Raw genomic sequence first — 20,820 nt, 5'->3', positions numbered from 1 at the left:
GTATCGCGGAATGGTTACACTTTATATACGTTTGAAATACCTGATTTGGATGTCGAAATCAAGATTAATTTCGGAATTTATTGATTTTCCTTTAATAATTTAGGAAATTTCTTTTTGAAAGCATTTGTTCTAGGTACAGAAACATTTTGAATATATCCGTTATTTGGATGATGTTTCTTGTAATCTTGATGATAATCTTCTGCTATCCAGAATTTTTGAAACGGCATGACTTCAGCACCAACTTTCTGATTTAAAGATTTTTCTAAAAGTGATTTTTTCTTAATGATAATTTGCTTTTGCACATCATTCTGGAAAAAAATAATAGAACGGTATTGGGAACCATGATCTGGCCCTTGTCCATTAACTTGTGTTGGATCTTGCGAACCAAAATAAACATCTACTAAAGTCGCAAAATCTATTACAGTAGGATCGTAAATAACTTCTACAGCTTCTGCATGTCCTGTTCTTCCTGTATTACTAGCCTCGTAAGTTGGGTTTTTAGTGTGTCCGCCAGAATATCCAGAAATTACTTCTTTAACGCCAATAACACTGTCGTAAATAGACTCTACACACCAAAAGCATCCGCTTGCAAAGTAGGCACGAGCTTCGTTTTTAGTAGAAGCGACTGCTACCGGTTCTGCATTTTTAATAGCATCTTGTTTAGAATTGGTTTGGGCTTCGTTTTTACAACTAAAAGCAAACACCGTAATCAGTGTAAGTATGGATAGTTTTATGGATTTCATATACTGTTTTTTTAGTCAGTCGGATATTTATAGTAAACCTTAAAAAGATAAACGTAAAAAGTCTAACTATAAAGCTAGACTTTTTCAATTGTGAATTTTAGAGACACTATTTCGTTCCTATAAGTCGTCTTGAAATTATAATTTTCTGAATTTCGGATGTGCCTTCATAAATCTGTGTGATTTTGGCGTCACGCATTAAACGCTCTACGTGGTAATCTTTTACAAAACCATTTCCGCCATGTACTTGAACAGCTTCAATGGTGGTGTCCATAGCAACTTGCGAAGCGTATAATTTGGCCATCGCTCCAGAAACGGTATAGTCCATATTTTGATCTTTTTCCCATGCCGCTTTCATACACAAATGTCGGGCGGCTTCAATTTGAGTCGCCATATCTACCAATTTAAAAGCAATAGCTTGGTGGTTACAAATAGCTGTTCCAAACGTTTTACGTTCTTGGGAGTATTTTAAAGCCAATTCGTATGCGCCAGAAGCGATACCTAAGGCTTGTGCTGCTATACCAATTCTACCTCCTGCAAGTGTTTTCATTGCGAATTTAAATCCGAAACCATCTGCTCCAATTCTGTTTTCTTTCGGAACCTTTACATCGTTAAATTGCAAAGAGTGCGTATCACTTCCTCGAATTCCGAGTTTATCTTCTTTTGGGCCGATATCAAATCCTTTCCAGTTTTTTTCAACAATAAAGGCATTAATACCTTTATGTTCTTTTTCGATGTGTGTTTGTGCTATAACCAAATAAAAATCGGCTGTACTCCCGTTAGTAATCCAATTTTTAGTACCGTTTAAAAGATAATAATCGTCGTGTTCTATCGCAGTTGTTTTTTGAGAAGTTGCATCACTACCCGCTTCAGGTTCGCTTAGACAAAAGGCGCCTAATGATTCTCCTGTTGCTAATTTTGTAAGATATTTTTGTTTTTGTTCTTCGTTGCCAAAATGTTCTAAACCCCAACATACCAGAGAATTATTAACAGACATAACTACAGATGCAGAGGCGTCTATTTTAGAAATTTCTTCCATCGCTAAAATGTATGAAATGGTGTCTAAACCACTTCCTCCATATTTAGGGTCGACCATCATACCTAAAAAACCAAGTGCTCCCATTTTTTTTATTTGTTCTTTAGGGAATTCTTGTTTATTATCGCGTTCTATTACTCCAGGTAATAATTCTGTTCGTGCAAAATCGCGAGCAGCATCACGAATCATGATGTGTTCTTCGGTAAGGTTAAAATCCATAATTTCTGAAATTAATTGTTGATTTATCAAAAGGCCTTCTCAAATATATATTATTATTGGTAAATATGTAAAAAATGGCATTAAATTTTTAAGATATGTTAAAAAATAATTATAATATAATTGGAGTCATGTCAGGAACGTCTTTAGACGGAGTCGATATTATTTATGCGAGTTTTAGCTATTTTAATACTTGGGAATATACAATTATAAAATCAGAGACAATTCCGTATAATTCAGATTGGTTAACTGTTTTAAATCAGTTGGTTAGTTGCTCTAAAGATGAGTTGAAAGAGATAGATAAAACGTATACATCGTATTTAGGAACTCTAATCTTGCAATTTATTGAGAAACATAAATTAAAAGACATTGATGCCGTATGTTCTCATGGGCATACAGCGCAACATGATCCGGAACACGGATATACCTATCAATTAGGAAATTTGCCCAAACTAGCGCGAATTTTACGACAAGATGTGGTTTGCGATTTTCGCGTCCAAGATGTGGAACTTGGAGGACAAGGAGCTCCTTTAGTGCCTATAGGCGATGCGTTACTATTTTCGGATTTCGATTTTTGCTTGAATTTAGGCGGGTTTTCAAATGTGTCTACAGAAATTGATGGTGAACGTATTGCTTTCGATGTTTGTCCGATGAATATTGTATTAAACCATTATACTAAAATTATTGGATTCGATTATGACGATGGCGGAAAATTAGCGGCATCTGGAATGGTACATGCAGCTTTACTTCACGAATTAAATGCGTTACCTTTTTATAAAGCAGAATACCCAAAATCATTAGGATTAGAATGGGTTATGGCTCATGTTTTTCCTTTAATAGATAGTAAGAATCTAGAAACTCACGATATATTAAGAACGTTTGTAGAGCATATCGCGATTCAGATTGGAAAAATTTTACCAGTAACAAAATCAGTATCATTATTAATAACAGGAGGCGGTGCTTTTAATTCATTTTTATTAGAACGTTTAAAGGCATTAACTACTTGTGAGATTACAATTCCTAACCAATTAGTTATAGAATATAAAGAGGCTCTTATTTTTGGATTACTCGGAATACTAAAATTAAGAGGTGAAATTAATTGTTTAAAGAGTGTTACAGGAGCAAACAGAAACCACTCTACAGGTATAATTTATTCACATACAAAATAAATGTAAAATTAAACTTTCTGGATGTTTCATTCTTAATAAAGGGCCTAAAGCAGACCTGAAACAGGTTTTTAAACCTGCTTTAAGCGGGTAAATAGTGTTAAATATTTATAATCTACAATGGATTTAAGTGGGCTTAGCTTGATTCTTATGTTAAAAAACTAAATCTGAATTTAGTTATTTTATAATGTTGTGCAAGATTGAATAAAATTGATATTTTTGTTAGAGGATATTAAACAATACATAGTGCAAAAAGAACCGTGTGTTTAATATACTTAAGTAGAAAATTAAACGTTAATAATTCATCTAGTAAACTATTAAATAACTTATGTTAAACGCCCTTATTCAAAATCCTACAGAAGGAGTTGAAGTATTAACAGATACAGAACCTGTTAAGAAAACGCTTTCAATAATCGAGTTAATCAGCAGCGGGGGAGTTGCTGGACAATTTATTATTGGTCTCCTTTTTATTCTATTAATCGTTGCGCTCTATATTTATTTTGAACGTTTATTTGCTATAAAGGCAGCGTCTCAGATAGATCGGAATTTTATGAATGAAATCAAAGATCATGTTACCAACGGTAAAATAGATTCTGCTCAAACCTTATGTTCACAACAAAATACACCTGTATCTCGATTAATCGGAAAAGGAATTTCTAGAATTGGAAAACCTTTGGAGGATATAAATACAGCTATAGAAAATGCTGGTCGTCTTGAAGTCTATGGTTTGGAAAAGAATGTAAGCGTTTTGGCTACAATTTCTGGAGCAGCACCCATGATTGGATTTTTAGGAACCGTAATTGGGATGATACTTTCTATTTTTGAAATCGCGAATTCTGGTGGGCAAATAGATATTAAACTTTTAGCAGACGGACTTTATACTGCCATGACTACTACAGTTGCTGGTTTAGTTGTTGGTATTGTCGCTTACATTACTTATAATCATTTAGTGGTAAGAACAGATAAGGTTGTATATCAAATGGAATCTAATTCATTAGAATTTTTAGATCACTTAAACGAGCCAATTTAATATGAATATTAGAGGACGAAATAAAGTAACGCCAGAATTCAATATGTCGTCTATGACAGATATTGTATTCTTGCTACTTATCTTTTTTATGTTGGCATCGACTTTGGTAACTACAAATGCTATAGATGTTTTGCTGCCAAAAGCTAGTGGTAAAACAGAAAATAAACAAACCATAGCCGTTAGTATCAAAAAGGATTTAACGTATTATATCGATCAAAAGCGTGTTGGAGAAAGTGTTTTAGAACATGAAATTATAAATGCTTTAGCTAACGAAGATAAACCTACCATTGTGTTACGTGCAGAGCAATCTGTTCCTGTAGAACATGTGGTAAAGGTGATGGATATTGCAAATAGAAATAAATTTAAAGTGATTTTGGCAGTACGTCCAAATGATTAATATGAAATATTTAGAAACAAAACATGAACGCAATTCGGCAACAATTACACTATTAATTAGTGTGATTCTTTTGTTGTTAATGTTTGTTATGGGGCCACCTTATATGGATCCGCCTGAGGAATATGGCGTTGCAATAAATTTTGGAACTACAGATTTTGGTAGCGGAAACGTACAACCAAACGAGCCTATTAAATCGGAACCTGTTAATGTGAATAAAGTGCCGGAAGAGGTTACAGAGCCTGAGCCTGTAAAACCTGTTCCTGCTGAAGCGTCCCAAGTTAAAGAAAATGTACTGACCGAAGATAATGCTGAAGCTGTAGCCATTAAAAAGCAAAAGGAAGCCGATGCTAAAGCAAAAAAAGATGCCGAAAATAAAGCAAAAGCAGTAGCAGATGCAAAAGTAAAAGCGGAAGCCGAACGTGTGGCTAAAGAGCAACGCGAAAAAGAAGAGAAGAAAAAGAAGTTAGATGCCTTAATTGGAGGAGTAAGTAAATCTGATGGTACAGCAAAAGGTAGTGAAGGAAACGATAATAAAGTAGGCGATAAAGGACAATTAGATGGCGACCCATATGCTCCAAGCTATTTTGGAGGTGCAGGATCCGGAAGTGGTGGCGTTGGTTACGGATTAAATGGTCGAGGTAAAGCTAACTTTAATATCGTAAAACAAGATTGTAATGAATCCGGATTGGTTGTGGTGCGTATAGAGGTAAATCAACAAGGTGTAGTAACTAAAGCAGAACCAGGAGTTCGAGGTACTGAAAATACAAGTAAGTGTTTAATGGAACCAGCTCAAAAAATTGCTATGTCTCACAGATGGAAACCCGACCCAGATGCACCAGCAAGACAAATCGGTTTTGTAAGTATAAATTTTAGTGTAGGTCAATAAATTATGACATATCAAGAAACCGTACAATGGATGTTTTCTCAACTTCCCATGTATCAGCGTCAAGGCCAATCGGCGTTTAAGAAAGATCTTAGTAACACCATAGCGCTAGCGAATCATTTGAATCATCCAGAACACCATTTTAAATCTATTCATGTTGCTGGTACTAATGGAAAAGGTTCTACAAGTCATATGTTAGCGTCTATTCTTCAAGAAGCAGGATATAAAGTGGGGTTGTATACATCGCCTCATTTAAAAGATTTTCGGGAACGTATTCGGATTAATGGTGCCAAGATTTCAGAAACCTTTGTAACGGATTTTATCGCTTCTAATGAAGGATTCTTAGCACAACAAAAATTATCTTTTTTTGAAATGACAGTGGGTATGGCTTTCGATTACTTTAATAAAGAAGAAGTCGATATCGCCGTAATTGAAGTGGGTTTAGGAGGTCGATTAGATTCTACAAACATTATAACACCCGAAGTTTCTGTAGTCACGAATATAGGATTAGATCATACGCAGTTTTTAGGAACGACTTTAGCTGAGATCGCTTCAGAAAAAGGAGGGATTATTAAGTCTAAAGTTCCTGTTGTAATAGGAGAGACTCAAATTGAAACTGAATCTATTTTTAAAACTATTGCTGAAAAACTAGATTCTAAAATTGTATTTGCAGATCAAACTATTTCTAAAATATATCCAAGTGATTTAATAGGAACCTATCAAATTAAGAATATAAAAACGGTTTTACAAGCGATTGAAGAGCTAAGATTGTTAGGGTATTCTATTTCTGAAACACAAGTGAAAAAAGGTTTGCTAAATGTTATGAAAAACACAGGGTTGCAAGGGCGTTGGCAAGTGTTGCAAGAACATCCTAAAGTGGTTTGCGATACTGGGCATAATAAAGAAGGGCTTTTAGAAGTAATGAAACAATTGGAATTAGAACCTTTTGCAGCATTACACATGGTTTTTGGCGTGGTGAATGACAAGGACGTAACCTCTATTTTACCATTATTACCTAAAACGGCGAGATATTATTTTTGTAAACCCGATGTACCTAGAGGAATGCCTGCAGAAAATTTACAAGCTAGTTTTATAGCGTCTGGATTTGAAGGAGATGTTTATAATTCTGTAAATGAAGCATATAAAAGCGCGCTGTTACACGCCAAGCCAGATGATTTTATTTATGTTGGTGGTAGTACTTTTGTTGTTGCAGAAATAATTTGAAAAAAAATAAAAAAAAGTTTTTGTAGTATCAAAAACAGGTGTATATTTGCACACCTAATAATTAGGGCGCATAGCTCAGTTGGTTCAGAGCACTTGGTTTACACCCAAGGGGTCGGGGGTTCGAATCCCTCTGCGCCCACAACAGCTTCTCGACGTGAGAAGTTTTTTTATGATTTTTTAGCTTAGTAAAAAATCAAATTGTATTGAATACCTAATATAATATTAGGGCGCATAGCTCAGTTGGTTCAGAGCACTTGGTTTACACCCAAGGGGTCGGGGGTTCGAATCCCTCTGCGCCCACAATTACACTCTAATCGCAGGGTAAATCACACAACATATTGCAAACATTAAGCTTAAGAAAGCCTGTAAAATCAAGCTTTTCGCCTTAATCCCTAACTTATTGCAATATGAACTCCACCACAACGTATTTTGACACAAGAGTTGACACAAGCAAAGTCTATGTGCCAATGAACTTTAATTTTAAACCTAGAAACTACGAAAACAGTTCTGGAAAATCTCCTGTTTACTTACACGTAACCTCGAAAAACAAGCGTAAACGCATACATTTAGACGTTTATATTAACACTCAATATTGGGATGATAAATCAGCCAAATTATCTGGCCCAAAAGAAATTGTTTGTGACACAAATCTAATTCTCGATAATATCCGTGCCAAGATCACGAATATTCAAACTATGTATAAGTTATCGTCCAAAACGTTAACTATAGATTCTTTTATGGAAGAGTTTAATAATGAAATGCCACGCGTAAACTTCGTGTCTTTCATGAAGAAACTTTTAGCAGATCGAAAAAACACAATTAGTCCAGCTACCTACGAGAAAGAATATTCTATTTACAAGAAGCTTTACGCTTATAAAGAGGAAGTTTTATTTTGTGATATCGATAATTATTTTTTCCTAAAATATAGAAGCTATTTAGCTGGATTAGGGAACGTAGCTACAACAAGAAATGGAAATGTGAAAGTCATTAAAAAGTATCTTCGTATAGCGACCAAAGCAGGTATTAAATTACCAATTGCCCTGGACGATATTGCCGTGGGATCTACAAAAGGAAACCGGACATACTTAACAGCATTTGAGGTTAAATGTTTGTACGACTATTTTACAGCAACTTATATTTCTAAAAATATTAAAATAATTTTAGGATACTTTCTATTTAGTTGCTTTACTGGATTAAGAATTTCGGATGTCATGAATATTAAACGTGACGATTTGAAGCACGGAGTTCACACATTTAACCACATTAAAACAGGAAAACAGCAGGTTATAAAGTTAAATGGGAAAACGAAAGACATAATTGGAATGTGTCCGGACCTATTTATTACCAAATATTCAGATCCTTATATTAATGAAACTTTGAAAAGTATTTCAGCTCACGTTAACATAAACAAGCACGTTACATTTCACGTGGCTAGACATACATTTGCTACTAATTTTATATTACTAGGAGGTAATGTTGTTAAATTGCAAATGCTATTAAACCATAGCGATATTAAGGACACTATGGTTTACGTTCATCTTGCTGAAGGTGAAAAAAATACAGATATGAATTTAATGGATAACTTATTTTAAAGTTAAAATCTCAGCTTCAACATTCCAAATACCTCTACTTACCAAGTCTTTTGCTACAGATTTAATTATGTTATTATTTTTGTAGCAATAGACTTTATTCCTGATTTTTAAATCACGTAAATTTTCTTCCGTCATTTTAAAAGACCACTTAAATAGTGATCCGGTTAACCTTATGTTTAACCATTCTTGGTAATCACTTTCGTAGATAGATTGAATAAGTACATAAAAAGGATCTTGCGCTAGATTGCCTCCAGTTCCGTTATAGAAGATTAATTTTAATTTACTAGAATCATCTACAAAATGATGTGCTGTTTTTACACCATTACGCTCTATGATAGGTAAAGGAACTGCATTTATACTAATTTCTGAAGTGTCATCGTTAGTCGTAAAATTATTAATGGTTATTTTATTTTTCTCGATAAATACCTGGTCATAACTGTATTCATCAGATGTTATATCTTGAAACTTTAACAAGTAAGAATCTCCTGAAGACTTGGTTATTAGAGGTGCTTTAATTTCATAATTACGTAAATCCTTAACATCTGCAGGTGCTAGTTGATTATGTATATAATTTAAACCTACATAATCAGGCACTGAAAAATCTAAATCAAGATTTTTCCAATTTTTTAAAATCGTCATTAAATCTCCGAATGTCATATCCGGCACACATTCTGTTAATTTAATATCGTCTGGAGCAACTAATGAGGGTTCAAAATTTCCGCTTCCATCATACGATGAAAGCTTAGTTATTGTTAAATCTGATATAGCCTCGGTGCTAATATCGCCTTGGTAACCATCAGGAAACCGTGTTCTGTTTCCTTCAGATATCATACCAATAATTCCATCACCGGAAATATACTCTACAACAATATCTACTTGATAATAAAATGTGCCTGATTGCTCGTAATGCGTTAAGTGTTTAACGATATACTCACCTCCAAATTCCAAAGCGATTGCTCCCCAACTATACCATTTTCTAATAAATAAATTACCGGCAATTCTATAACGACCATAAGACGGAAGTGTATAATAATTAAAAAAATCACCATACCAATTCCCTCTTATTTGATATTCAGAACTAAATTCAGACATTTCCACTAGCCATGTGTCACTTGTGCCATTAATGGTTGAATAGTATTCTGAAACTTCAGAGAATAAAGCTTTTTTCCAGTTAACATCGTTTACTAAATCGCCTGTTATTTGTCTGCCAAACTCTGCAAATCCAACCTCTAATACATGCATTAAATAGGGCTGTGGTTGCATAATATTTCTATTCAACTGCAAATCGTCCACCGCATCATATTCATTTTCAATAAAAGCGCTTCCAACTCTTTTATTTAGTAAACCTTCAAAAGCTTGCCACTGATCACTGTCTGTGTCAAATTTATCTACATGTACTGCAGTGAAATTATGTGACACTTCAGGCCACGACTTACTAACCACACTATTTGCGTAGTCATATATATTACTATAAGGCGTATCGTCTAGATTAACATAATCTAAAGCGAGCTCGCTTAATTTGGTGTTGTGATTTGGTAAATCCTCATATCCAAAACGGATAGAAATACTCGCCTCACGTCCTGTAATATCTTCAATTTCTAGTACAGCTTCATGCTCTACCCCTAAATGATAACAATATCCTGACTCAATAGTTTCGGAGGAATCGGAATTATAACTTAATATATCTCCAAGCTTTTCATTCAATTCGTCTGTTATCGTTACTGTGATAGGTAACGTTTGTTTTGTTAAAAATCGGTCGCTAAACCAATGATTTTCATCTACAATAGACATGTTGTAGTTAGTAAGATCTAGCTCGAACTTAGAACAAGTAAATTTCTCCATCTTTTTTTAGATTTACATCAAATTGAATAGTATAGGCGTATAATTCCTGGTCGCTGTCGTAGTTTGTTATTTTGGTTGGTCTAGGTACTAATTCTATATGGTTGCCATCGTCGCGAAGTAACCAGGCTTTTTTACCGTCAAGAATCGCATCAATTATAGTCTGGTTTTTTCTAAAAACAACACCCGTGTTTACCGTTAAAACCACTTCACTTTCACTATCTACATTTTCAATAACACGATTTAAATCGCGGTAATAGCTCACGTTTTCTTTTTGAATATCTGAGGTTAGCACAATCGAACCAGTACACTCTAATAGCTCTAATACCTTGAAACTATTTACAAATGCAATATGATTGCTGTACTTCTCTTCAGGAACTACAGCGTATACTTTGGTAAATGTATTCCCGTCTGAAACGACTTGAACACGAACAACGTCTCCTGGTAAATAAGCGGAAAAATTAAAATAGTATCTAAATATATTTTGAGTTCCTGTAGAGTTAGCTGCTACTATTACTGCATCATCATTGTTTTTCTGAAGCTTCACGGTGTAATAACCTTTATCTACTAAAAAATTCACAATTTCCCGACTATTAGGAGTCACTCGTTTTATTCCTTCCGGCTTTGTTAGTATGCATTTATTCGCTGTAAAAGCATCAGGCTTTATACCTGCCACAAACTTCATGTCATGAATAGTCTTGTTGTATACAGAAGCTTTCGCAGTTTTATTAATGATATTCACAATAGCTTTTACAGAAGCAGGTTTGTAAACAGGTAGAACAGGGTATATTGTATCGAAATTATTGAGCATTCCAAAATCTGCTAAAGTAGCTGGCTTATCCATTAATCGCTCTACGATTTCCCCAATATGAATTTGAGTTTCATTATTAAAATACGGTAACGTATAGTCATAAGTAAGCTCTTTAGTTAAAAATGTTACATAATTATACACCGTAAAAACAAGTTGTAATTGTACATAATTAAGGGCTTCATCATAACCAGTCCTTAGTAAATTGTAAACTCTAAAATATTCCACTTCTTTGGTAAAGTTATAATTACCATCATCCAATAAGGTGTATACTGTGCCGGCAATTTCATATACTACTGGTAAAAAATATTCAGTGTCATCTGCAGCTGTAAGCACAATATTGCCTTCGTATTTTCCTTCGGTTAAATTTTCTGTAATTAAAGGAGTTACTGTAAATGTACCTGTATCTGTTCCAGAAGTACCAGACAACGTTAACCAGGAGGGTGTTGTTAGTGTATAAGCACCAAAACCAAAGACACTAAAATCTAAAGGTGTCGCCTCTCGTAAACCAATTACAGCGAAAAAAGATAAGCTTGGTGGATTAAAAATAAAGGTTTCGCTTTCGAAAATAGTAACCAAAACCTGAACAATTGTTGAAAATCCTTCTGTGTTTTGAAAAGCTATTTCGGTTAAAAAAGTAGATTGTGGCACTGTAGCCAACCCTGATTTAAAAGTAATATTTAAGTCTACATTTCCTGGTGCAGAAATTATTGTTTCTCCAGGCGTTGATGTGTCGCTAATTCCAGTTCCTGTAATTGCTAATAATGGAGACGTGACCAAGGTCCAACCGTAAGGAGAAGATACAGATAATGTTTTAGAGATTGGTAAATCACCATTTCTAACATACACATAAGATAAACTTTCTGGGGATGTTGTAATACTTCTTGGATTAACAACATGTAAGATTAAGCCATAATTTACTTGATCTATATTTTCTCGTAATCCAGTATTTTTATTCCTAGCTGTTACCCCAAATATCATATTTCCGTTATAATCCCCTTCTAGTAATAAACTTAAATTTTGAAGCGTAACAGTAGTTGTAACCTCTAAATTAAATTTAGTTATAACATAACGCGGGGTCGCAGCAGTAATCTCTCCTGAAACTGTAAACCAGTTTAAATTAAAATTTTCTGAATACGCAAGTATGGCAATACCTATTTCATCATAGGTATTGCTAGGAAGTGATGTAACATAATTTTTTATTCTAGTCTCAATATCTACGGGAACAGGAGTTACTGCGCCTAACTCATACGTAATTTCTAAAGTTGGAGAAGGATTAAACTCCCATCCATTTGCTAACGGGGCATTACTTCCAGATAGAGAAAATCCACGTGTTGGAGATATATTTATATTATAAGCCATAATTAAAGAATATTTACGGGGATTTCTGAATCGTCTTGAGCGTAAATGCCATTTACTTCTACAAAATTGACTAAGGCATTATACCAGATCTCAATATTAAATAAGCTTCCTACAATTTGAATCCTGTCTTGAAATACAACTGAATTAAATACAGCAATATGCGTCTGTATCTGGGTAGCAAACCAATTATATATATCAGGATCGTTAGTTACAAATGCAACTAACTTTACGTCTTCTAAAGCAGAACCTTGAATAATTTTCGCTACCGTTCCTGTTAATCCAAATGCATTATTGACAAGAGTTTCTGTGAATTGATTTTCTAATGCATCCATGATATTATTACAAACCACATTTGCATTCTGATTCGCAAATACGCCCTCGGTTGTGTATAGAGAATATGCCATTATATTTTACGTTTTTGTTTGAATTTATTATACTTTTCCTGTTCTTCTTGAAGCTCTTTTAAGTTTTTAAAATTGGTACTAAGAACCGCCATTACTCCATTTTTATTTAAAGCATCCAGCAACTCATTGGTTTTGGTAAGTGTAGCCAAGAGTAAAGGGTCTGAAGAATTAGACTGTGCAGAAAACTCTGGTGTACTGGTTTGATTTTGATAATACCCCGTCTCGTAACCTTTCATTCGGGCAACTTCGCCATATAAAGCTTCTTTTACATATGGGTTCATTTGCTTCATCGTACCACCATCAATAACCATTTCAGGCCAATTCTTACCACCTTCTCCAGCTAAGAAATAAGTAGGTTCGTTTACCATACCTGAAGTGGTTGTTCCTCCATATTTCGCATTGAATACCTTACCGTCCTGTTCCCGTTGTATGTTTTGATACAAACCTTGTTCGTAACCTTTTGCAGGAAGTGGTGCCTTAGCCACTGTAACTGCTTGCGCTAAACCTAATGCACCAACGACACCTGTTAATATACCGGCTGAAATACCAAAATCGAATTTAGGCACTTGCGCCCATATCCCCATAATAGCAGTTGCTGTATTAATAGCAATAGCCATTAAAGCAGCTTCCTTTTCACGTTTGGCTTGGTTGTATGCTATTTCAGCTTTTTTCTTTTCAAGGTCAGCATCCATTGCAGCAACACCTTCATTATACTGACGTTCGGTTATCATGCCTTGGTCTAATAACTCTTGGTGCCGTGACTTTTTAATATCTGTAGTCTTCTCGAAATCTGCCAACTCACGAGCTTCTCCTGCTGCAACAAATTCTTGATACATGGCAAAAGCTTCACCCATAGCGCGCATACCTAGAACTGCAGCGTTAAGCTTCCCTACGGTAGTATCTAAATTAGCAAACGTACTATCCCATTGTTCCGGAGTAAAACCTAAAATATCGGCTTGACCTCCTATAAATTGTAAATCGTCTTCACCGCCTTTACCACTCATTTTTCCTAAAAGAGCATTGATTTCTGAGATCGACAATCCAAGTTCTTTAAGTCTAGCTTTTATGGCGTTTACCTGATCTTCTGAAAGGACTTCTAAATCGAATCCTTTAAATTCTTCAGCATTCATTACGTTGAAGAATTCTGCTTTTACAGTTGCTAAATGTAATTTTTCGCGGACTAAACGATCTTTATTGTATTGTTGAGTTAAAGCCTTTTTAGCCTCTTCATTATCGCCTAATGCTACTAATTCGTTATTAAATGCGGTTTCACGATCTATCTCTGCCTGATTAAATGCATCTAAACGCGTTTGTAAATTATTAGTAATTCCATTCTCTAATATGGTAGCTTTTCTGATTTCGTGTAGTTGGTTCTCGCTTTCTATCTGGGCATTCAATTCTTTATTTTTAGCAATATAATCGTCGGCTAAACTGGTGTCTCCTTTAGCGATTGCACTGTTAATTGTGCCTTGACCTATAGTTTGATTATTTAAGTCTTCGATTTTTCGACGGTGATTAGCTTCTTCTATAGCCATTTCACGCTCAAAACTATCTTGTATTAATTCTAGGCGCGCATCTTCACTTGCACGTTGTAGTTTTAATAATTCCTCTGCTCTTTTTTTTGCCGTATCTATAGTTTTATCTGGAGTCCCTGTAGGCTTATTTATGACTGCTATCCATTTTCCATTTGAATACTTATATGTAACGTCTCCAATTGTTTTTACATCTCCTTCTTTTGGACCTGCATCTCCAGTTGGTACTTCTGGAGTCGCAAAGAATGCATCGGCATCTGCTTCTGTAAATTCTAACTCTTTAAGTTTCGCGTTTAAATCGGCTAATTTTTTATTCTTATTATACAGTTCCTGGTTTATGCTACCACTTTTTAAACGTGCTTGGTCCAAAGATTGGTAACCTTCTAAGCGTTCTAATTGTTGCTGTTTTTCTATAGCAGAAAGGCTACTAGCGTTTTTAATAGCTTCAATATCCTGTTTATTTACTAACTCGAAACCTTTACGTTCTTGATCTAGTTTTGATTCCGCTGCTTTTTTCTGAGCCTCTAAGTCTGCAATAGCATCTTTTACACCTTGCCGTCTTGACACCAAAGTTGAAGCTTCCTCGTCTGCAGATATTCGTTTTAAACGAATCTGCTCCCGAACAGCTGCAGTATTTAAAATATAAGCACCCGTTTCTTTATCTATTTCTATAACAGACTCGCCAAACATGTTTTTTAATCTAAACATTACAGTGTCTAGCTCTTCTTTTTGTTCGATGGTTGGTTCTAGAACCGCATTAAGTTCTTCGTACTTTTTTAATAAATTCTGACCTTCTGATACTAACTGCCTATTTGCTTTCGCAGTTTCGTAAGATACTTTTACTTCTTTATCGAATTGTTCGTTTACATCTTCAATAGCTCCTATTAGTTTACCAAACCATGAGGTTAATCCTGTAAGTCCGGCAATTACTGTTTCTGAAGAAAACGCACCAATAAGTTTCTTTTTAATTTTATCTAAAACCCCTGCTAAATTGTTGTTTTTTAGAGCGTATTCATCTGTTAACGATGTAGCCTTTTCGAGCGATTCATTGGACGTTAACTGTCTTTTTTCTAAAAGCTCTGTGTTGTTGGCTAAAGCAGAAAGGGCAGCAACCCCACGATCTCCACCAACTTCTAAATCTTCTAACTGGATTAACATTGCTCTTAAACCTGCATTATTTCCGTTTAATCCTTTTAAGAATTTAAGCATAGCGGCATTGGCATCTGTCTTTAATAAAGTCGTAAAGTCTTCTAGTGTTTCTCCAGCTATATTTGCATATAAATCTGTGTTTTTAAACATGTCCATCCAAACCTTATTCATAGCGGTTGCGGAGACTTCTACAGATTGTCCAATTTCATCGAATGTCGCAGCGTAGGCTAAATTATCTTCTGCAGATACATTTGCTTGTGCAGCAATACCGGCTTGTCGCTTTAAATAATCAACTAAAAATGAGGCATTGTTAGATCCGGATGCAGAAACTTCATTAATTGCAGAACCTAAAGCGAGCATTGAATTCTTAAAGTCTTTTCCTGTTTTTTCCCCGACTTTATAGACATTAACCATTTTACCGACCTCGCGAATAGCCGTGTCGCTTAAATCGTCGCCCAGTGCTACTTTTAATTGGTTAGCTACTTCAACAAAATCTTTTACATTTTTAACACCCTCAATACCTAATCGTCCAGCTTCTTCTGCGAGTTGCAATAATTCTATACGTGCGGTTCTGGTTTTAAGCAGACCGAAAGATTTAGTAAGCTCGTCGACTTCGTCTTTAGTTAAGCCGGTTGTTTTTTGTACGTTAGATTGTGCATCTGAAAGTTTACCATTATAATCTATTAATTGCTGAATAGACAATACGATACCTGTTAATGTCGCTATTACCGATGCACCTAATGCGGCGTAACGGTTAAACCCATCTGCAATACCACCAAGCGATAGTTTTGTTGCCTGAGCGTTTGTTTTTAATTCTTTTAATCTAGCGTTTACACTTTTTAAATCTGCATTAAGACGATTATAATCTGCACTACCAGGAACCATATTTCGTAACTGTAGCCTTAGTTGAGATGCACGAGTAGTTAATTGAGCCATTGTAAGACCTGTAACACCTATCTGCTTTTGCAGAAGCGCCATTTGAGTTTTATTACTCTTTATTGTAGCGGTATTGTCTTTTATTGTAGCTGTTAATGTTTTGTATTCGGCAGTGTTTTCCTTGCCTTGTGCAACTAACCGTTTTTGTTCTAGACGATATTGTTTATTCTCTTCGTTAAGTTTACGTGTAGATTTTTCTAGATCTAAAAGTTCTTTTTGTGCTTCATTGCCATTAACGACAATGGAAAACCTCATTTCTTCGTCTAAAATTCTTTTAGCCATAATGCGTTACATTTCTGTAATATTACCGCTGTTTATGGAGAGCATTTAAGACATGAGAACGCATAAAAAAAACGCCAACATCGAGATGCTGGCGTTTTGAGTTTAATAATTAATTATCTACTTTTTTAAAATGAAGACTATTTGCAGGCATTGTAGCAAACTGATCATCATCTACTAAAACAAATTCATTTGTTTTTAATTCCCAAAGGCTTTCGGATTCTACCAAAATACCTTCTGTTGTTGTTAGTTCTATAGTGTTGCGAAAGAACAGCGCTTGATTATTTTCTTTAGACATATCGAAAATTATTGAAACGCGAAGCCCACCCTTAGGTGTGTCTAAACAGTCTAGGACTGGATTTACCCTGTTTTCACGAGGGATCACCATAGACGGACTTCTATATTAAAATATGTAGTTTCGGATTTCTCCTAAACCTGTTTAGACGATGCTAATTTATATAATTATTTAATAGAAATACAACCTTATGGCTTAAAGTTGATAATTACCAAGTATCCTGCTTCTCGAGATTAGATATAACCTGCGGTAAATTTTCATTAATAAAGCTAACCCAACGTTTTTGAGACCCTTTTTTTAAGGTTTCTAAAGCGACTGTTCCGTAGCGAACATCATTAATTTTGAAGTTATTAATAGTTAGCTTGTATCTACCTTCTTTAAAGATTATTAATGCGTTATAGTGCATTTCCATGGCAGAACCGTATATCATTTTTGTGAAGAAAGATTCTCCTTTTACTCGGTCTTCGCTTATCTCCGTATCATCGTAATTTAATTCCTTTAAGTTGTTTTCAAAGATTTTAAGTCTAGTTTGGATATCTCCTTCATATTCTTGAACTTTTGTGAATTCGTATAGATTTAAGGATTCATTAAATGTGACTTCTTGGGCCGAAGCATTTAATGATAAGTAAGAAATTGAAACGAATAGAATAAGTAATTTAATTTTCATAATGTATAATTAAAATTGTTGCAATTTATTCAAGTACCTTAATCTATTAAAGATTTCATCATATTTACCAAAAACACGGGATCTACTTTCACCTAAAACCTCTAAGTTTTTTAATTTTATGGCGGTTCCTGTCATACAAACCATTAATATTCCTTTACCACTTCCTACTTCAGCGTAATCAATATCAGTAGCAATTACGGCATTCCCTCCTAAATCATAGGTTTGTTTTCTTAATTGAAACATGCATAACTTTTCTCCAGTTCTTAATTTTGAATTATGTCTGCCTGATGATTGTCCAAAAAAATCGGTAAAAGAAGAAGCAAATTCAGTAACAACACCAGTTCCTGTAGTAGATTGTCCAGTAACCATTTCGAGAGTGTCATAATCCCAATGTAAAGGTGAATGGGTTGAGACAACAGGTATCTGTTGAATTAGATCATTAAATCTGTCAGTTAAATGATTTATTTCTTTATTCATTTTCTGTGACGCAATCTTATATTTATCTCCAATACATTTAGAACAATAACCTTCTTTTGGGGTTTCCTCATACTCATTTATTATAACAGTTTGTTTATGATCAGACTGAACAACGCTTTTTAGTAATGTGGTTTTAAGTTCTGTCCCACAATTTGGACAATTAGAGTTCTTATTCATATAGTAAAGTATTTATTATGAGTAGCTAAAATAAAAAAACCCATCGAGAAAGACAGGTTTAGTTGGTTTAAGTTGGTTTAATATCTTTTAGTTTCTTTATCTGTTCTAAAAAATAATACACTTTTTGTCGTTTCTTTTTAGAATTAGCAACATCGCTATGCAGAAATACGTTAAGTAGTTCTGAGGTTATCATTTCAATGTCTTCTGGTGGGAAAAAATCGGATAGGTTGGTTAGCCAGTCGGTAATCTGGCACTCATTGTTAATAGGCATATAAATAAGAATTTAGAGTTCTTATAATCTAACTATTAACTACCACTTTGGGAGATTGTATTGTAAAGTTCTTGCATTTGTTCCTTTACGGCTTCGGTATATCCAAAATGTAATCGCTTTACAATGTTGTTAGCATGACCATACAATATACGGTTATGTATAGGGTGATTCTTTTTTCGTTTTTTTCCTGCTTTACTTTCGCGCGTTCGCATATCTACAAAACGGTGCTTAGCTAAGTGATCGTACTGCAGAGTTGTATCTGTAACTTTAAATCCTCGATCACTATAAAAATTAGAGGTGCTAAAACCACGACTTTGCATAAGTGAAGTTTGAGCACCATCGATAGCCACAGATTCTTCCTGTAATTGCTGTTTAATGAAAATGTTTTTCAATATTTGACTATTGGCATCAGTTCGCTTCTGGAGCAGGTTCATATAATTTTAATTTATTAGCTCGCCATAATACTTCTAGCTTGGTTGCTACCGTAAAGCGATGTCTAAGGTTATAGGTGGTCTTTTTATCGATGCCTAATTCTGCCTTTAGTACTTTGTTTTTTAATACTGATTCTAGAGCATCGTTAATATCTTGTTCGGTCATAAGTGTTAATTGTTAAGGTCGCTTAATATAGGACTTTTTAATTAACTATCAAAATTAAATTCTACACTCCAACCATTACATTCTGCTTTTGCCCAAATGGGAGTGATACGAATACTTTGAGCATTTAATTGTTTCATATACATACAGCCTGCGGCAGAATAATCGAACTTATCTGCAATCATTTTTTCTTTAATAGCCGTTGCCGTTAATAAAGTTTCTTGCATAATATTTAAAAACTCGTCGTGATTAACTTCGCTGTAACTGGTTTTGTTTAATACCAGAAACATGGTATCGGCTTTAAACTGTAAATCGTCTACATTCTTCCCGTCTGGATTAAAGTCTGGAATAACACAAAACAGTAAATGATTGTCGTGTTTGCTTCGGTCTTCTAAAAATCGAATCATTTGAGAATCGTCGACAATAACTTTATTAAAATGAATAGCGTCAATACTATCTTGTAACCGTTGGGTGTAGCCTTTAAGGAAATTAATGTCTATCATTTTGTTTTCGATTTAGATTTTGCTTCTGCAGCTTTAGCTCGTGCCTTTTCGTCCTGGTGTGTTTTTGTAATGTCGTAAAGCCGAATAAGTATTTCCCATAAGTTTGTTTCGCGAACCTCTGTATTGCTACCAAATACACCAGACTCTGAAATTTGATATTCGATGCTCTTTAAACCAATGCCCGGCATACCGCTTGATATTTGTTTTTCGGTAGGCTCGTCGAACAACATGCCTATACGTATTTGCTCACCATTTAAAGTGATTTCGCTATTGGTTAGGTATTCGTGGAAACTGGCAAACAATAAATAAAAGCCATAGGCGTAACCGTCAGGTAATAGTTTAATTTCTTTTACACGATCTTCTATTTTATGCTCGTTGTAACGTTCCCGAACATCTCCATTATAATTAGGCAACCGCTTTTTTAACCAATGAAATGCTCGTTTTTTACGGTAAAATACAGCCATTAAAAAGTATAATAATTCAGGTTCTTTTGTTTTGTTGAATTCCATAAAGAAGTTAAGCGCATCGCTATACTCACCTTCTGTTACATTTTTAAACGCATCTGATGGTCCATAAAACGTACACCATAATGGAGCAATGGTTGGAATGGGGTTGTGAATAAAATTTAGTTTTATCCGTTTTTCCTTAGCACCATCTTCCTCAATAGTTTCAAAATAAGATTCTATTAATTGAGATAAAGCGTAAATATTAGCATTCTTTTCTTCTTCGTGAGCTTCTGTAATGTTTTTGGTTGGTTTAAGATTTAGCAATTTGTAAACGGCCTTAATTTTAAAAGCTTCTAAGTCTATTTTATGCGCGTTATATTTCGCAATAAGATTACACATGTTAATGTATTGCTCGCTGTCGCATTCGGCTAAACATTCGGGCAGATACATATTTAGATTACGTTCTGGAATGTCCAAGGTTATCATAGTTTAACAAATTTAAGTTTACTGTTAAATGTTAAGCCATGCGCTCTTAACGCTTCACCATATTGATTATGAACTTCGGCAACTATTTTTTCTCTATGCTTAAATTTAGTTGGAATGTACTTGCTACGTCCGCCAATATTATATTCTTCTAATAAAAACAACCGTACTTTCTTTACCAGAGCAATACGGTCTGAATTTTTAATAATAATAGCGTCTTCTATTTTACCATTAATTTCTGAAATGATTTGTTTAGGAAAGAAGCGTAACCAAAATTTTAAAATAAGTTTTCTTAGTGTTTTCATGTGTTTTAT

At 34.6% G+C, this 20,820-nt stretch carries 21 protein-coding genes and 2 tRNA genes; 8 read left to right on the top strand and 15 right to left on the bottom strand.

Annotation, left to right across the window (positions count from 1 at the left end; genetic code table 11):
- Nucleotides 1-77: 77 nt before the first annotated feature.
- Together msrA and ACFFVB_RS18610 are read right to left on the bottom strand one after the other, a co-directional pair.
- Nucleotides 78-743, bottom strand: a complete 666-nt coding sequence (gene msrA / locus ACFFVB_RS18615) for a peptide-methionine (S)-S-oxide reductase MsrA (RefSeq protein ID WP_382384807.1) — start codon at nt 741-743, stop codon at nt 78-80.
- Nucleotides 744-849: 106 nt separating this feature from the next.
- A complete protein-coding gene (locus tag ACFFVB_RS18610) occupies nt 850-1,995 on the bottom strand; it encodes an acyl-CoA dehydrogenase family protein (protein WP_382384805.1) in 1,146 nt (381 codons plus the stop codon).
- Between the two features lie 95 nt (nt 1,996-2,090).
- On the opposite strand from ACFFVB_RS18610, the gene ACFFVB_RS18605 reads away from it, so the two are divergent.
- The 8 genes from ACFFVB_RS18605 (at nt 2,091) to ACFFVB_RS18570 (ending at nt 8,284) form a co-directional block, all read left to right on the top strand.
- Nucleotides 2,091-3,161 (top strand): anhydro-N-acetylmuramic acid kinase, encoded by a 1,071-nt coding sequence (locus tag ACFFVB_RS18605; RefSeq protein ID WP_382384804.1) that lies wholly within the window; start codon nt 2,091-2,093, stop codon nt 3,159-3,161.
- 325 nt (nt 3,162-3,486) lie between these two features.
- Entirely contained in the window at nt 3,487-4,188 is a 702-nt protein-coding gene (locus tag ACFFVB_RS18600; protein WP_382384803.1) for a MotA/TolQ/ExbB proton channel family protein, read from the top strand.
- 1 nt (nt 4,189) lies between these two features.
- Nucleotides 4,190-4,585 (top strand): ExbD/TolR family protein, encoded by a 396-nt coding sequence (locus ACFFVB_RS18595; protein ID WP_382384801.1) that lies wholly within the window; start codon nt 4,190-4,192, stop codon nt 4,583-4,585.
- Nucleotide 4,586: 1 nt separating this feature from the next.
- Nucleotides 4,587-5,471, top strand: coding sequence for an energy transducer TonB (locus tag ACFFVB_RS18590; RefSeq protein ID WP_382384799.1), 885 nt, complete (start codon nt 4,587-4,589; stop codon nt 5,469-5,471).
- 3 nt (nt 5,472-5,474) lie between these two features.
- Nucleotides 5,475-6,692: a bifunctional folylpolyglutamate synthase/dihydrofolate synthase gene (locus ACFFVB_RS18585; RefSeq protein ID WP_382384798.1), complete on the top strand. Its 1,218-nt coding sequence runs from the start codon at nt 5,475-5,477 to the stop codon at nt 6,690-6,692.
- 64 nt (nt 6,693-6,756) lie between these two features.
- Nucleotides 6,757-6,831: transfer RNA gene (locus ACFFVB_RS18580), tRNA-Val, on the top strand.
- A gap of 86 nt (nt 6,832-6,917) precedes the next feature.
- Nucleotides 6,918-6,992, top strand: a tRNA-Val gene (locus ACFFVB_RS18575).
- 107 nt (nt 6,993-7,099) lie between these two features.
- A complete protein-coding gene (locus ACFFVB_RS18570; RefSeq protein WP_382384796.1) occupies nt 7,100-8,284 on the top strand; it encodes a tyrosine-type recombinase/integrase in 1,185 nt (394 codons plus the stop codon).
- Here the strand turns inward: ACFFVB_RS18570 and ACFFVB_RS18565 are convergent.
- The 13 genes from ACFFVB_RS18565 to ACFFVB_RS18505 form a co-directional block, all read right to left on the bottom strand.
- Nucleotides 8,276-10,126, bottom strand: coding sequence for a hypothetical protein (locus tag ACFFVB_RS18565; protein WP_382384795.1), 1,851 nt, complete (start codon nt 10,124-10,126; stop codon nt 8,276-8,278). The two genes, ACFFVB_RS18570 and ACFFVB_RS18565, sit on opposite strands and share 9 nt — an antisense overlap.
- On the bottom strand, nt 10,104-12,293 hold the full coding sequence (locus tag ACFFVB_RS18560; RefSeq protein ID WP_382384793.1) for a hypothetical protein: 2,190 nt from the start codon (nt 12,291-12,293) through the stop codon (nt 10,104-10,106). Before ACFFVB_RS18560 ends, ACFFVB_RS18565 begins: the two co-directional genes overlap by 23 nt.
- Nucleotides 12,294-12,295: 2 nt before the next feature.
- Nucleotides 12,296-12,697, bottom strand: a complete 402-nt coding sequence (locus tag ACFFVB_RS18555) for a hypothetical protein (RefSeq protein ID WP_382384791.1) — start codon at nt 12,695-12,697, stop codon at nt 12,296-12,298.
- The gene (locus ACFFVB_RS18550; RefSeq protein ID WP_382384789.1) at nt 12,697-16,596 is read right to left on the bottom strand and encodes a phage tail tape measure protein; all 3,900 of its coding nucleotides are present in this window, start codon (nt 16,594-16,596) and stop codon (nt 12,697-12,699) included. The genes ACFFVB_RS18555 and ACFFVB_RS18550 overlap by 1 nt, the downstream gene beginning before the upstream one ends.
- Before the next feature lie 109 nt (nt 16,597-16,705).
- On the bottom strand, nt 16,706-16,891 hold the full coding sequence (locus ACFFVB_RS18545; RefSeq protein WP_382384787.1) for a hypothetical protein: 186 nt from the start codon (nt 16,889-16,891) through the stop codon (nt 16,706-16,708).
- A gap of 205 nt (nt 16,892-17,096) precedes the next feature.
- Complete coding sequence (locus ACFFVB_RS18540; RefSeq protein ID WP_382384786.1) at nt 17,097-17,555, bottom strand: hypothetical protein; 459 nt, start codon at nt 17,553-17,555, stop codon at nt 17,097-17,099.
- Between the two features lie 9 nt (nt 17,556-17,564).
- Nucleotides 17,565-18,209: a heavy metal-binding domain-containing protein gene (locus ACFFVB_RS18535; protein WP_382384784.1), complete on the bottom strand. Its 645-nt coding sequence runs from the start codon at nt 18,207-18,209 to the stop codon at nt 17,565-17,567.
- A 67-nt stretch (nt 18,210-18,276) separates the two neighbouring features.
- On the bottom strand, nt 18,277-18,480 hold the full coding sequence (locus ACFFVB_RS18530; protein ID WP_382384782.1) for a hypothetical protein: 204 nt from the start codon (nt 18,478-18,480) through the stop codon (nt 18,277-18,279).
- 35 nt (nt 18,481-18,515) lie between these two features.
- Entirely contained in the window at nt 18,516-18,872 is a 357-nt protein-coding gene (locus ACFFVB_RS18525) for a hypothetical protein (protein WP_382384781.1), read from the bottom strand.
- Between the two features lie 16 nt (nt 18,873-18,888).
- A complete protein-coding gene (locus ACFFVB_RS18520; RefSeq protein WP_382384780.1) occupies nt 18,889-19,077 on the bottom strand; it encodes a hypothetical protein in 189 nt (62 codons plus the stop codon).
- 41 nt (nt 19,078-19,118) lie between these two features.
- Complete coding sequence (locus ACFFVB_RS18515; protein WP_382384778.1) at nt 19,119-19,577, bottom strand: hypothetical protein; 459 nt, start codon at nt 19,575-19,577, stop codon at nt 19,119-19,121.
- Nucleotides 19,574-20,509 carry a hypothetical protein gene (locus ACFFVB_RS18510; RefSeq protein WP_382384777.1) on the bottom strand — a complete coding sequence of 312 codons (936 nt, stop codon included), beginning with the start codon at nt 20,507-20,509 and terminating at the stop codon, nt 19,574-19,576. Before ACFFVB_RS18510 ends, ACFFVB_RS18515 begins: the two co-directional genes overlap by 4 nt.
- On the bottom strand, nt 20,506-20,811 hold the full coding sequence (locus ACFFVB_RS18505) for a hypothetical protein (RefSeq protein WP_382384776.1): 306 nt from the start codon (nt 20,809-20,811) through the stop codon (nt 20,506-20,508). The genes ACFFVB_RS18510 and ACFFVB_RS18505 overlap by 4 nt, the downstream gene beginning before the upstream one ends.
- Between the last annotated feature and the right edge of the window lie 9 nt (nt 20,812-20,820).

Source organism: Formosa undariae, from assembly GCF_042427615.1.
Classification (GTDB): Bacteria; Bacteroidota; Bacteroidia; order Flavobacteriales; family Flavobacteriaceae; genus Formosa; species Formosa undariae.
This window is presented reverse-complemented; position numbering and strand designations above follow the sequence as displayed.

Bases quoted from the DNA above. Each gene is read 5' to 3' on its own strand.
- msrA (WP_382384807.1), bottom strand. From the start codon at position 743: ATGAAATCCATAAAACTATCCATACTTACACTGATTACGGTGTTTGCT.
- ACFFVB_RS18610 (WP_382384805.1), bottom strand. From the start codon at position 1,995: ATGGATTTTAACCTTACCGAAGAACACATCATGATTCGTGATGCTGCT.
- ACFFVB_RS18605 (WP_382384804.1), top strand. From the start codon at position 2,091: ATGTTAAAAAATAATTATAATATAATTGGAGTCATGTCAGGAACGTCT.
- ACFFVB_RS18600 (WP_382384803.1), top strand. From the start codon at position 3,487: ATGTTAAACGCCCTTATTCAAAATCCTACAGAAGGAGTTGAAGTATTA.
- ACFFVB_RS18595 (WP_382384801.1), top strand. From the start codon at position 4,190: ATGAATATTAGAGGACGAAATAAAGTAACGCCAGAATTCAATATGTCG.
- ACFFVB_RS18590 (WP_382384799.1), top strand. From the start codon at position 4,587: ATGAAATATTTAGAAACAAAACATGAACGCAATTCGGCAACAATTACA.
- ACFFVB_RS18585 (WP_382384798.1), top strand. From the start codon at position 5,475: ATGACATATCAAGAAACCGTACAATGGATGTTTTCTCAACTTCCCATG.
- ACFFVB_RS18570 (WP_382384796.1), top strand. From the start codon at position 7,100: ATGAACTCCACCACAACGTATTTTGACACAAGAGTTGACACAAGCAAA.
- ACFFVB_RS18565 (WP_382384795.1), bottom strand. From the start codon at position 10,126: ATGGAGAAATTTACTTGTTCTAAGTTCGAGCTAGATCTTACTAACTAC.
- ACFFVB_RS18560 (WP_382384793.1), bottom strand. From the start codon at position 12,293: ATGGCTTATAATATAAATATATCTCCAACACGTGGATTTTCTCTATCT.
- ACFFVB_RS18555 (WP_382384791.1), bottom strand. From the start codon at position 12,697: ATGGCATATTCTCTATACACAACCGAGGGCGTATTTGCGAATCAGAAT.
- ACFFVB_RS18550 (WP_382384789.1), bottom strand. From the start codon at position 16,596: ATGGCTAAAAGAATTTTAGACGAAGAAATGAGGTTTTCCATTGTCGTT.
- ACFFVB_RS18545 (WP_382384787.1), bottom strand. From the start codon at position 16,891: ATGTCTAAAGAAAATAATCAAGCGCTGTTCTTTCGCAACACTATAGAA.
- ACFFVB_RS18540 (WP_382384786.1), bottom strand. From the start codon at position 17,555: ATGAAAATTAAATTACTTATTCTATTCGTTTCAATTTCTTACTTATCA.
- ACFFVB_RS18535 (WP_382384784.1), bottom strand. From the start codon at position 18,209: ATGAATAAGAACTCTAATTGTCCAAATTGTGGGACAGAACTTAAAACC.
- ACFFVB_RS18530 (WP_382384782.1), bottom strand. From the start codon at position 18,480: ATGCCTATTAACAATGAGTGCCAGATTACCGACTGGCTAACCAACCTA.
- ACFFVB_RS18520 (WP_382384780.1), bottom strand. From the start codon at position 19,077: ATGACCGAACAAGATATTAACGATGCTCTAGAATCAGTATTAAAAAAC.
- ACFFVB_RS18515 (WP_382384778.1), bottom strand. From the start codon at position 19,577: ATGATAGACATTAATTTCCTTAAAGGCTACACCCAACGGTTACAAGAT.
- ACFFVB_RS18510 (WP_382384777.1), bottom strand. From the start codon at position 20,509: ATGATAACCTTGGACATTCCAGAACGTAATCTAAATATGTATCTGCCC.
- ACFFVB_RS18505 (WP_382384776.1), bottom strand. From the start codon at position 20,811: ATGAAAACACTAAGAAAACTTATTTTAAAATTTTGGTTACGCTTCTTT.